This is a genomic window from Bacillus sp. DNRA2, from assembly GCF_012843265.1.
GTDB lineage: Bacteria > Bacillota > Bacilli > Bacillales > Cytobacillaceae > Bacillus_BU.
In genome coordinates this window covers 26161-38284 of sequence record NZ_JABAIT010000016.1, presented here as the reverse complement: position 1 = coordinate 38284, position 12124 = coordinate 26161, and the positions used below count along the sequence as shown (strand labels likewise).

Here is a 12124-nt window from a genome sequence, read left to right as displayed (position 1 = left end):
GCCTTTCGGGCTTTTCTTATACTCCACTGCTTTGCATTATTTCTTAGGCTTAGTATGGGTAATGAGGCCATCATAATTTGTAATATAGAAATCCATACTCGGCATTTCATCTAATAAATGCTCCTGTACTAATAAATAGCCATTGACTCGACGAGCGTGGTCGTATGGTATAATTGGATACTCTTTATGTTCGCGCACATAGGCATCGACCGCCTTTTGGACCTTATCCATTAATGGTGGGATATGAGCCTCGTGCTCCTCGAAAATCTCATACGTTTCTTTGGACATATAATATTTTTGTGTTGGTTTTCTAGGTAGGAATCTACGTAATTGGGATAAATCAATGCTGTAGTCATCATTTACGAGGATTGTTCGGTATGTTCCATCTGGGAGGTTATCAGAAAATTTACGAACTGCTTTAACGACATCTTCCTTCGTAATATCGTCTTTAAACTTATCTTCATCGCGTTTACGATGCCTTTTCTTTGAGTTAAAGAAAGAAAAAATCGATGTTTCTTCCTTTGTCTCGGAACCGCTTTCAAATGTATAAATGGTTCGTGCTACTAGCAGTAAACAGCTTTTAGCCTGTTGTTCGGTAAAGTATAACAAATCAAAGCTTAAGTGGATTTGTTGGTGTTCGCCATCTACATTGGCTGTAACCGTGACCATGCTTTCAGAATAACCTTGAAAACGTAGCTCTGTTTCGACTTTTTTTGCTGTTTCGGCTGCATTCTTTACGGTGACCACAACCGTAGGTGGTTCTTCGTCATCCACATAGGAAAAGCCATCGGGGAGATGGTCCTTTAAAAAGTACTCATATTCTTTTTGTAAATCTGCTTCATTAGATAACATCGGATTGCCTCCATTTCTCTAGCAATATAATATTTTGCTTTAGTCTAGGAAAATAGAATGTAATCATGATGTGCCTCTCCTTCTATTTTACTCTTAAATTCCAATATTGTGGTAATAATTTCTAAACAATCTTAATCAAGTCATTTTGGATGATCGAGCAAGGAGAAAAGACTTAGTGAAATTCGCTATTAAGAACAAATAAGCATCAGTTCTAACTTCTTCTAAAATCGTCTAAAACAAAAAGTTTTGTAATTATTTTACACAAAAGTAAAAATTTTTAAAAATATGAAATTTATAACAAAAGTATAAAATATCAGTGTATAATGATATTTGAACATAACGAGTGATGTTTATCACTATTATATCGGATTATTTGCAATCATTTTAATCATTTGATGACAAAATTGGTAACAATTGCCTTGTGATAATAAGTTTCTCGTCACCAGATGAAATTTGTTTCCGTTGTAAGGAGGAAATTATGGAGGAACCTATTAAAGTTGTAATTATTGACAATCATCCGTTTACGACAGAAGCAATTGCTCATTTTTTCGAAAACGAAGAGGTAGGAATACAAGTGGTAGGTAAGATTACAGATGGAACAAGAACCATCAGTATGATTAACGAGACTAGACCAGATGTTGTAGTAATGGAACCATATTTAACCAATATCAATGGAATAGATTTGGCACAGGAGATTATTGAAACTTATAACGACAAAATTAAAATTGTCGTATTTGCAAGCCATGCATGTGAAGAATTAACTCGAATTCTTTATAAAATTGGAGTACATGCGGTTGTGTTGAAGGTGGAGCCGTTTAAGACCTTGATTAACGCCGTGAAGCAGAGCTATTTGGGTAATATTCTACTGTCGAATCGAACGCTGTTAAAAGACCATCACCATCAATTAACAATGACAGAAATTGAAATACTTCAACTAATTTCTCAAGAAAGAAAGAACCATGAGATTGCCAAGCAATTAAGTATGAGCAAGCGAACGGTCGAATACCATATTACCTCTATTTTTCAAAAGCTTGATGTCGATAGTAGAGTTGGAGCAATCATGAAGGGAACGCAAAAGGGATTAATTTACATATAATAAAAAGTCAAAAAATGTCGATGTATCGGCATTTTTTTTGCGTTTTTTGCGGAATCACGCAAAAAGATTACGAAGTACACCGCTGATTTTGTCGGAATATACGATGTTTTGAAAAATTGAATTGAAATATGATGTATATAACAAATCGATAAGGTTTTAGGAAGAGTAAACAAACCGTGATCATTTGTTAAGTAATGGATGGGAGGTGTATTGAATGTTAGCATTAGGTCTTTCTTTAGCAGCAGCTCTTGACTTAACTGGTGTAATTGGTCTTGTTGGCGGATTAGTAGGTGGTTTACTAGGAGGATTACTTTAATCCTTTAATGAATAACAGTTGGAGGTGAAATGAATGTTATCATTAGGCTTATCTTTAGCAGCTGTTCTTGATTTAACTCCAGTTCTTAATCTTGTTGGCGGATTAGTAGGAGGACTTCTAGGCGGATTACTTTAATCCATACATAAATTTTTTTTATGAACCTTTCAGCTATTCGCTGGAAGGTTTTTTTTTGTAAAGGGATAACCTATTATGTACCCAAAATACATCCTGAATATTTTTGGTAACAGATATTCGTCTATACGAAAATTTGGTATACTATGCCTATCATGTAAGAAGGTCGTGAAGTGGTGGGAAAAAAGAGAGTTGAAAAAAAACGATTAACCTCTGTTCAGTTAATCGTTTTATTTTATATGACGGCAATCATTATCTCAACGTTTTTGCTGAGTTTGCCGATTGCTCATCAACCGGGTGTTCAATTGTCATTTACGGATGCCCTTTTTACTGCAGTAAGTGCGATTAGCGTTACCGGCTTGACTGTTGTTTCGACAGCGGACACTTTTAATACAATTGGCTATTTTATACTAGTATTTATTCTTCAACTTGGTGGAATTGGGATTATGACGTTGGGGACTTTTGTTTGGCTAGTATTTGGCAAGAAAATCGGTTTGAAGAATCGTCAATTAATTATGATTGATCAAAATCAGTCAACCTTTTCTGGCTTAGTTCGATTAATGAGGCAAATTTTAGTTATCATTATTTCAATTGAACTATTGGGAGCGTTTATTTTAGGTGTTCATTTTCAGAAATATTTTGATGGCTGGCAAGAAGCTTTTATTCAAGGGCTATTTGCTTCTGTCAGTGCCACGACAAATGCAGGCTTTGATATAACAGGCACGTCGTTAATCCCATTTGCCAATGATTATTTTGTGCAAATAATCAATATGGTTTTAATCATACTTGGTGCGATTGGCTTCCCTGTATTAGTTGAATTAAAAGATTTTTGCTTACATAAAGGGCCCATGCCCTATCGTTTTACTCTTTTTACAAAGTTAACTTCAACTACTTTTTTTCTTCTCGTTGGGTTAGGTGCTATTCTCATTCTTTTATTTGAACATAATCATTTTTTCTCTGATAAATCTTGGCATGAATCATTTTTTTATGCGTTATTCCAATCGGTCTCAACGCGAAGTGCGGGACTAGCAACAATGGACATGGCCGACTTATCACGTCCATCTATTTTATTGCTAAGCGGAATGATGTTTATTGGAGCTTCACCAAGTAGTGTTGGTGGAGGGATTCGTACGACAACCTTTGCTATCATGGTTTTAAGTATTTTTTTCTACGCGAGAGGACGAGATTCAATTAAAATATTCGGGCGCGAGGTCGACCCAAAGGATATTCATAAAGCATTTATCGTTGTATCGACTGCCTTAATTATCTGGTGTGGTTCTGTTATGATGATTAGCTTTTTAGAGCCTGCTACAAGTCTTTCAGAAATTATTTTTGAGGTTTCATCTGCCTTTGGTACGACAGGTTTTTCATTAGGGATTACTCCATATTTAAGTGCGGGTGCCAAGTGGATTCTTGTTGCGTTAATGTTTATTGGTCGAATCGGCATCTTCTCATTCCTGTTCCTTATTCGTGGAAACACGGTTACTGAGCAGTTTCACTATCCAAAGGAAAAAGTGATTATTGGTTAAAATAAGGTTAGCGTAGTGGCTGGGCATTCTTGCTCAGTCATTTTTTAATATTACTAAATTCAATATATTGTCAAAATATATCGAAAATAGTTGACGTCATGGACAGTTAAACGGAAAATGGGAAGAGAATATATTATTTTTAAATAGTAATATAAAAGCGAGTATGCGTGCTTATTGTTTCAGAAAGGGGAAAGCCAATGGTTCGAATCATTCAGCAAGTGGTTTTGATTTTCGTTTTAATCTTATTTTTGGCGGCGATTCCAACCATTGTTGGACTCAATCCGGCGGAAAAGCAATTAAGCTGGGACTGGAGTATGTTACCAACAATCTATGGCGATTTTATTACGGAGATTATGAATGGTAGTCTTGGTACCTATCAACTTGGTTCACAACAAAGACAAATCGCTGATGACATCGGTGGGAATTTTATCACAAGCCTACAAATTATGCTTGTTGCTGTAAATCTGGGTATCATACTTAGCTTATTATTTGGAGTGTTTGTCAGCAGATATAAACTGACTCGCTTTTTCAATCTTATCTTAAATATTCTTTCGGCAATTCCTGATTTTATTATCATTGTTTTATCGTTGTTGTTAGCAGTAAAAATCTATAAACTAACTGGAATTAGAATTATTTCATTTAGAGCAGATGCAGGCGTGTTAAATATCTGGTTTCCGATGGTTCTTGTGGCAATTGCTCCAACACTGTATTTATTTAAATTAATTGCTGTAAAGTATTATCAAATTAGTGGCGAGGATTACATAAGGACTGCCATCGCTAAGGGATTACGATTAAACTATATTAATTTTCAGCATGTTTATAAAAATATTGAACCGTTTATCCTTGCTGAACTGACAAAGATTGTTTCATTAGCAATTGGAAATATGTTTATTGTGGAATATCTTTTAAACGTACCTGGAATTACGAAGTTTATTTTCCAAAGCAAGGAGATTCAGCCGATTGCGATTGGGCTGTTTTCAATGCTGATCATTTCGCTGCTAGTTTATTTTTCAGTTAGAACGATACTTTATTTGTTTAAACGAGGTTTTATTCATGAATAAGTTATGGAGGATTAATTATTCATTTTATATCGGTATTTTTTTCGTAGGTGTGCTGATTGCTCTGTCCATTTTTGGTCCGTATCTTGCACCACATTCAATCACTGAAGTTCTCGAAACACACTACAATGATGGTAAAGTTTTGGCCCCACCGCTTGAGCCATTTACGTCAAAGGAATATCCACTTGGAACTGATAAATGGGGCTATGACCTGTTAACGATGGTTCTGTACGGGATGCGCCATACCATTTTTATCTCATTAATTATAACACTAATAAAAATGACAATCGGAACGGTTATTGGTATCTATATTGGAGCTTGGAAAAAGACGCCCGGGTGGCTCGAATCTCTTGAAAACTCATGGAGTTACGTCCCGTTATTTCTGATTCTCTATTTCTGTTTAATGCCAATTAATTTTGGTAATCAAATTGATGAATCGATTTTGATTGGTTATTTTATCCTCATCACTTCTATTATTAGCATTCCCAGTATTATTTCTTCGGTTCGCAAAAAGACAAATGAAATTGAAAAGTCCGTGTTTATTGAAGCCGGAAGAGTTTTGGGGGCAGGTCCGCATCGGATTATTTGGAAGCATATTTTTCCACAGATGAAAGAATCACTTCTCGTTATGTTTGTGCTTGAAATTGTCTATTGTCTTACCATCATGGGGCAATTAGCTTTAATGAATATTTTTATCGGTGGAACTGCCGTGCGCTATGATCCACTCATTTATTTATCAATTACAAAGGAAATCTCGGGATTAGTAGGTCAAGCGCGAGGAAATCTTTATGGTTCTGCACATATTTTGGTTATTCCGCTATTAGTTCTATTATTTATTACGATATCATTCAACTTATTGGCAAATGGTTTAAAGAATCGCTATCAGTCCAATTACCAGCGAACACCATGGATTATAACGGGCTTTGAGCCGAAATTTGTGCCGGTTCGAGTCCAATACGAAGGTCGGAAACGGAGGAGGCTTGTGGGGGAAAAACTGCTTGTAGCGCTGTTTGTTTTTGCTATGCTTGGAACATGTGGCTATCTTTATACTACATTCTCTGCGCTTGATGGTATAAAAACGCTCAGTAAGGCTAAAGGAGTTGCAAATGGAAGCGAGGCAAAATATGATTTGGACTTGAAAATGTCAAGGTCAGGTGAATTTTTAGCAAATGCTGGAATAACCGTGAAAAATAAATCTGATAACACTTGGAATGAGCTTATCTTTTATTTCATTCCTAATGCTTTTACAAAGGGGCATACAATTGAGACAGTCAGCGGATTTTCAAAGATTAAGATGATGTCAGTGAAGATTAACGGCAAGGAAACTGACTATTCGCTTGAGAATGACACTTTAAAAATTGACCTTACTGAAGGTCTTCAAAAAGGAGAGTCTGGTAAGGTCGAGATTACATATAATTTTACGTTACCAGAGGGAGGTAATGGCTTTCTTTCATCAAAAGGCTCATATTATCTCGGTCAGTGGTACCCGATGCTGGCAACTTTCCAAAATGGTTATTGGAACAAAGCAGCTTATGAAGTAGGGTTTAAAACTTATCACACTGATTTTTCAAATTTCAATATTGATTATGAAATTCCTAATGGGTATTCGCTTGTTTCAACAGCAGATAAGGACGCGGTTTTATCTGCAACAAAGGGGAATTTAAAAATCAATCGTGTCCGAGAATTTTATATTGCGATTTTAAATGAAGACATGAAATTATTAGAAACTACAAGTAATGGTGTAAAAATCCGCTTGTTTTCTAAGGATGATCATCATGAGAATCCGAATATAGCCTTAGTCAACGCGAAACAGGCACTCAGCTTTTTCCAAGAGAAAATCGGGAAGTATCCACACCGTCAACTTGATATTTTGTTAGCAGACGGATATTCACATGAGTATCCTGGTGTTATCATGGTTGACCCTTATCATGGTGGGGATATGTCATTTAAAAATACGCTCATTCAAAAAATCGCCCACCAATATTTCTACGGTGTAGTCGCTAATGACTCTTATCACGAAGCGTGGCTTGATGAGGGATTTAGTGAATTTGCAACAAATCTTTATTATTACTCCCGCGAAGGACAACGAAAATATCAAGCTCTAGGAGTGTCCTATAATCGCATAAGTGATATTCAAAATATGGGACTTGGTCGGCAATATTCCAATGTGTCACTGGCAGAAAACCAACACCCTGGATATATTTTAGGACAACCTGCAGTCCAGCTGTTTAATATGATTGAGGAGAAATATCCGTACAGAGAGAAGGAATTTGCATTGGTGCTAACCGAGTATTTAGCGGATTATTACAGGCAGTTCCAATATCAGCAAGTTGATACATCTGCATTCATTCGATTTTCAAAGGATTATTTCAATGTCCCAACCGGATATTTTAATGAGTGGCTAGATACGTCGAACCTAAGAGAATAAGGAAAGGAAATGTCCTGTACATTGGTGCAGGACATTTTTGTATGATTTTTTTAAAAATAGCTCATCCTAAAAGCAAATGATAGAAAGGTAGTATGCCAATGGATTCGATTAAACCAATAAAAATTAATGCGAGAAAAGCCAATCAAGCGATTCACCATGAACGGATGACTGCAGCAGAAATTGGAAAGATTTGGGCAACTTATATGGGAAATAGTATGTCCAAATATATCCTTATGTACTTTCTGAGAAATTGCGATGACGATGATATCAAAAAGATATTGGAAAATTCATTGAATCTATGCGAAGAATTTCTCGCTATCATGGAGGATATGTTAAAAAAGGAAAATCATCCAATTCCCGAAGGGTTTTCTGAGAAGGATGTGAACCTTCAAGCGCCACGATTATTTGCTGATGAATTCTATCTTGAATATTTAAGATTCACAGGGAAAGCAGGACTAAGCCTCTATGTAATTGCGATTCCGTTGGTTACACGACTGGATATCCGTGAATTTTATACAAATGTAATTGAGGCAACGGTTAGCTTATTAAATCAGGTCAATGATTTATTGCTTGATAAGGGCTTAATGTTTAAAATCCCTGTGCTCCCGACTCTGGATCAAATTGAATATGTCAAAGAAAAGAGCTATTTAAATGGATTCTTTGGGAAAGAACGTCCGCTTCATGCACTTGAGGTAGCTCATCTTTGCGACAATATTGAAAATAACGCTGTCAGTAAAGCGCTTTTAATTGGTTTCGGTCAGATTGCTCAAAGTGAGCAAGTGGGCAACTATTTTCAAAATGGGAAAGGAATTACTTCAAAACATATCGATGAATCCGCACACATGCTACATAAAGAAGACCTTCCTTCACCACCTTTAATAGATGATTTGGTTACAAATTCAACAGAGTTCACCTTTTCAGACAAGTTGATGATGTTTCATAAAATTGATATGTTTACAATGCGGATACGCTCGTATGGGAATTCAATGTCTGTAAATGGTCGCCATGATTTAAGCTTGCTATATACGAGAATGCTATCGGAAATAGGTCTATATGTGAATGAAGGGGCCAATATTTTTATAGAAAATGGTTGGATGGAAAAACCTCCGCATGCAATTAATCGCAATCAGTTAATGTCAAAAAATCATCATACAAAGTAAAAAACCAAATCTTTCATTAGATTTGGTTTTTTGTTGCAGAAAAAATTGCGGAAGTGTTTTCATTCCTCATGTATAATGAATGGAAACAGAAAGAGTAGGCTTCTTGAATAACCAAAAGGGTTAAAATAAATTGTAATTATTGCTAAAGAGGTTGATAGAATGAGTACGTTAAAAATAAGAAATATCGTTGTTGGAGAGGGAGCGCCAAAGATTATCATTCCACTAGTGGGTGCATCAATTTCGCAATTGCTCGAGGAAGTAGATTATGTTAAAAAACAGTGCCCTGATGTTATTGAATGGCGTGTTGATTTATTTGAAGGTGTGGAGGATTTGCAGGAAGTCGCTATGATGCTCTCGAAGCTACGCGCATTATTGAGCAATATACCTCTATTATTTACCTTTAGAAGTCATCGCGAAGGTGGCAATAAAGAAATAAGTAATGAATATTATGTTGACTTAAATTGTTTGGCAATCAGGTCCGGAATGATAGATATGTTGGATGTAGAACTTTTCAATCGAGATGAGGTTCGTAAATCAATTGTAACTATGGCAAAGGAACATCGTGTAATTGTAGTCATGTCTAATCATGATTTTGAAAAAACGCCAAACAAAGATGAATTGGTGAGTAGATTGCGAAAAATGCAGGAATATGGAGCTGATATTCCCAAAATCGCTGTGATGCCAACATGTGTAGCCGATGTCCTCACCTTGCTTGATGCAACCAATACAATGAAAACTATATATGCCAATCGCCCGATTATTACCATGTCGATGACGGGGACGGGAGTAGTGAGCCGTCTGACTGGAGAATTGTTTGGCTCTGCATGTACGTTCGCTGCTGGAAAGGCCGCATCTGCACCAGGTCAAATTCCCGTAAATGATTTGCGTTTGGTTTTGGATATCATTCATCGAAGTATGTAAGGTTATATTGTGAGTCTAACTCGTTCGATAGTGATAATTGTCACTACGAATAACAGTCTACCTCGCTAAAATGGGGATAGTTAATCATTCATTTATGAATTTCTTCATTATAGTATTGTAGAGGAGTGAACGTATGTCAGAGAAATTAGTTGAAAGAATATATGAAGTACTTGAAGAAGTAATGGATCCAGAGCTTGGCATTGATATCGTCAATCTTGGCTTAGTATATGATGTAGAAGTTAACGAAGAAAGAGATGTAGAAATTAAGATGACAATGACATCAATGGGATGTCCGCTTGCTGGTCAAATCATCAGTGATGCGAAATTTCATCTAAATGACAAAATTGAAGGACTTAAGAGTATCGATATTCAAATCGTATGGAGTCCGCCGTGGAGCAAGGATAAAATGTCCCGTTATGCCAAAATCGCTCTTGGGGTTCGTGATTAAGGGAAAAGAACCTGTTTCCTTCATGTGATAAATGTACTAAAATAAATAAAGTAATAACAAACTGTTCAATCGACAAAAACGACCGCCAAAAAAGGACTCGTACTTTAGTACTATATAGCGAATTGTTATCCATGTAGATTGAAACGGAGGAATAACATGTTTTGGAAGAAAATTGACGGGATTAATTTATGGAAGGTCAACCGAGTTTTTAACAAGCTTGCCCTATCCAGAACCTATCTTGAAAAATGCTTATCCAACGGTAGAGTAGTGATTGAATTAGCACCTAAAAAAACTCGTGAGCTTACGATGCATGCAACAAAGTGTGAAATTGAAGAAAAAGTACAAGCTACAGAAGGCTTTGAAGTATTACGCCTTTCTTTATTAGAAGATTGTAAACCAGAATATAAAGAAAAAGTGACGATGTCTGGTGTATCAAGATGGTTGGAGATTTCAGTAAAATAAAAGTTCAGTACCTGTCCCAAGTTCGGGGCGGGTTTTCTTTATGAGAGACGAAAAGTAAGATTGCAAACATTACGAATGAAAGTTAAGATTGAAATTAGGGTTAATTTTTGAATGGTAAAAAGAGAGGAATTAGCAATGACAAAAACATTTAATGAAGATGTGTTATCTCGGCGAACGTTCGCAATTATTTCCCATCCTGACGCCGGGAAAACTACTTTAACAGAAAAATTATTATTATTTGGTGGCGCAATCCGCGATGCTGGAACAGTTAAAGCGAAAAAAACCGGAAAGTTTGCTACCAGTGACTGGATGGAAATTGAGAAACAACGCGGAATCTCAGTTACCTCTTCAGTCATGCAATTCGATTATTTAGGATTTCGCGTCAATATTCTTGATACACCAGGACACCAAGATTTCTCTGAGGATACGTACCGGACCTTAATGGCAGTTGACAGTGCAGTGATGATTATTGACTCCGCCAAGGGGATAGAAGATCAAACCATTAAGTTATTCAAGGTTTGCCGCATGCGAGGAATCCCTATTTTTACATTTATTAATAAATTAGACCGTCAAGGGAAAATGCCACTTGAGTTATTAGCTGAGCTTGAAGAAGTGCTTGGAATTGAATCTTATCCGATGAATTGGCCGATTGGGATGGGCAAAGAGTTCTTAGGCATCTACGACCGGTATTTTAATCGGATTGAACAATTTCGTGTTGATGAAGACGAACGGTTTATACCATTAAATGATGATGGCGAAATTGAGGGAGACCATTCATTAAAGCAATCTGGTCTTTACGACCAAACACTCGAAGAAATCCTGTTGTTAAATGAAGCAGGTAACGATTTTTCACCAGAACGAGTAAAAGAGGGAACTTTGACACCTGTATTTTTCGGAAGTGCGTTAACCAACTTTGGTGTACAAACCTTCTTGGAAACATATTTGAAGTTTGCGCCTTCACCACAGCCACGTCAATCATCGCTTGGTGAAATCAATCCTTTATCAGAGGACTTTTCAGGCTTTATTTTTAAAATCCAGGCGAACATGAATCCGGCACATCGGGACCGGATTGCGTTTTTACGTATTTGTTCCGGGAAGTTTGAACGTGGTATGTCTGTGAATCTTCCTCGAACAGGAAAACCAATTAAGCTATCTTCATCCACTCAGTTTATGGCGGATGATCGCAGCACCGTTAATGAAGCAGTTAGTGGGGATATTATTGGTTTATATGATACTGGTACGTACCAAATTGGCGATACACTAACAGCTGGCAAGCAAGCATTTGAATATGAACGTTTACCGCAATTTACACCTGAGTTATATGTAAGAGTAAGCGCAAAAAACGTTATGAAGCAAAAATCCTTCCATAAAGGAATTCAACAGCTTGTTCAAGAGGGGGCCATTCAGCTGTTTAAGACATTAAAAACAGATGATTACCTCCTTGGAGCTGTCGGTCAGTTGCAATTTGAAGTGTTTGAACACCGCATGAAAAATGAATACAATGCAGAAGTGATCATGGAAAGATTGGGTTCGAAAGTCGCCCGCTGGATTGAGAATGAAGAGGCGGTTAATGACAACATGTCAAGCTCACGCAGCCTGCTTTGTTTAGATCGTTTCGAAAACAAAGTGTTCTTATTCGAAAATGAGTTTGCATTAAGATGGTTCCAGGATAAAAATCCTGAGATAAAACTATATAATCCAATGGATCAATAAAATTCTAAA

General features: G+C 36.7%; 10 protein-coding genes. 9 read left to right on the top strand and 1 reads right to left on the bottom strand.

Annotated features, from left to right (window positions below; genetic code table 11):
- Positions 1–36 precede the first annotated feature (36 nt).
- Positions 37–852, bottom strand: a complete 816-nt coding sequence (locus tag HHO41_RS14130) for a DUF3939 domain-containing protein (protein WP_169099734.1) — start codon at positions 850–852, stop codon at positions 37–39.
- Positions 853–1330: 478 nt separating this feature from the next.
- Between HHO41_RS14130 and HHO41_RS14125 the strand changes: the two genes are divergently transcribed.
- The 9 genes from HHO41_RS14125 to HHO41_RS14085 all read left to right on the top strand — a co-directional run bounded on the left by HHO41_RS14125 (position 1331) and on the right by HHO41_RS14085 (position 12115).
- A complete protein-coding gene (locus HHO41_RS14125; protein ID WP_169099732.1) occupies positions 1331–1948 on the top strand; it encodes a response regulator transcription factor in 618 nt (205 codons plus the stop codon).
- Between the two features lie 687 nt (positions 1949–2635).
- Positions 2636–3925 (top strand): TrkH family potassium uptake protein, encoded by a 1290-nt coding sequence (locus HHO41_RS14120; RefSeq protein WP_169099870.1) that lies wholly within the window; start codon positions 2636–2638, stop codon positions 3923–3925.
- Positions 3926–4122: 197 nt separating this feature from the next.
- Positions 4123–4986 (top strand): ABC transporter permease subunit, encoded by an 864-nt coding sequence (locus HHO41_RS14115; protein WP_169099730.1) that lies wholly within the window; start codon positions 4123–4125, stop codon positions 4984–4986.
- Complete coding sequence (locus tag HHO41_RS14110) at positions 4979–7411, top strand: ABC transporter permease subunit (RefSeq protein ID WP_169099728.1); 2433 nt, start codon at positions 4979–4981, stop codon at positions 7409–7411. The genes HHO41_RS14115 and HHO41_RS14110 overlap by 8 nt, the downstream gene beginning before the upstream one ends.
- A gap of 98 nt (positions 7412–7509) precedes the next feature.
- Positions 7510–8571, top strand: coding sequence for a DUF3231 family protein (locus tag HHO41_RS14105; RefSeq protein ID WP_169099726.1), 1062 nt, complete (start codon positions 7510–7512; stop codon positions 8569–8571).
- A 159-nt stretch (positions 8572–8730) separates the two neighbouring features.
- Entirely contained in the window at positions 8731–9492 is a 762-nt protein-coding gene (gene aroD / locus HHO41_RS14100) for a type I 3-dehydroquinate dehydratase (RefSeq protein ID WP_169099724.1), read from the top strand.
- A 133-nt stretch (positions 9493–9625) separates the two neighbouring features.
- Entirely contained in the window at positions 9626–9940 is a 315-nt protein-coding gene (locus HHO41_RS14095; protein ID WP_169099722.1) for a metal-sulfur cluster assembly factor, read from the top strand.
- A gap of 156 nt (positions 9941–10096) precedes the next feature.
- A complete protein-coding gene (locus HHO41_RS14090) occupies positions 10097–10402 on the top strand; it encodes a hypothetical protein (protein WP_169099720.1) in 306 nt (101 codons plus the stop codon).
- Positions 10403–10537: 135 nt separating this feature from the next.
- The gene (locus tag HHO41_RS14085) at positions 10538–12115 is read left to right on the top strand and encodes a peptide chain release factor 3 (protein WP_169099718.1); all 1578 of its coding nucleotides are present in this window, start codon (positions 10538–10540) and stop codon (positions 12113–12115) included.
- Positions 12116–12124: the final 9 nt, after the last annotated feature.

What these genes read in the sequence shown, in the direction of transcription:
- HHO41_RS14120 (WP_169099870.1), top strand. Translation starts at nt 2,636, where the DNA reads ATGACGGCAATCATTATCTCAACGTTTTTGCTGAGTTTGCCGATTGCT.
- HHO41_RS14125 (WP_169099732.1), top strand. Translation starts at nt 1,331, where the DNA reads ATGGAGGAACCTATTAAAGTTGTAATTATTGACAATCATCCGTTTACG.
- aroD (WP_169099724.1), top strand. Translation starts at nt 8,731, where the DNA reads ATGAGTACGTTAAAAATAAGAAATATCGTTGTTGGAGAGGGAGCGCCA.
- HHO41_RS14130 (WP_169099734.1), bottom strand. Translation starts at nt 852, where the DNA reads ATGTTATCTAATGAAGCAGATTTACAAAAAGAATATGAGTACTTTTTA.
- HHO41_RS14105 (WP_169099726.1), top strand. Translation starts at nt 7,510, where the DNA reads ATGGATTCGATTAAACCAATAAAAATTAATGCGAGAAAAGCCAATCAA.
- HHO41_RS14115 (WP_169099730.1), top strand. Translation starts at nt 4,123, where the DNA reads ATGGTTCGAATCATTCAGCAAGTGGTTTTGATTTTCGTTTTAATCTTA.
- HHO41_RS14090 (WP_169099720.1), top strand. Translation starts at nt 10,097, where the DNA reads ATGTTTTGGAAGAAAATTGACGGGATTAATTTATGGAAGGTCAACCGA.
- HHO41_RS14110 (WP_169099728.1), top strand. Translation starts at nt 4,979, where the DNA reads ATGAATAAGTTATGGAGGATTAATTATTCATTTTATATCGGTATTTTT.
- HHO41_RS14085 (WP_169099718.1), top strand. Translation starts at nt 10,538, where the DNA reads ATGACAAAAACATTTAATGAAGATGTGTTATCTCGGCGAACGTTCGCA.
- HHO41_RS14095 (WP_169099722.1), top strand. Translation starts at nt 9,626, where the DNA reads ATGTCAGAGAAATTAGTTGAAAGAATATATGAAGTACTTGAAGAAGTA.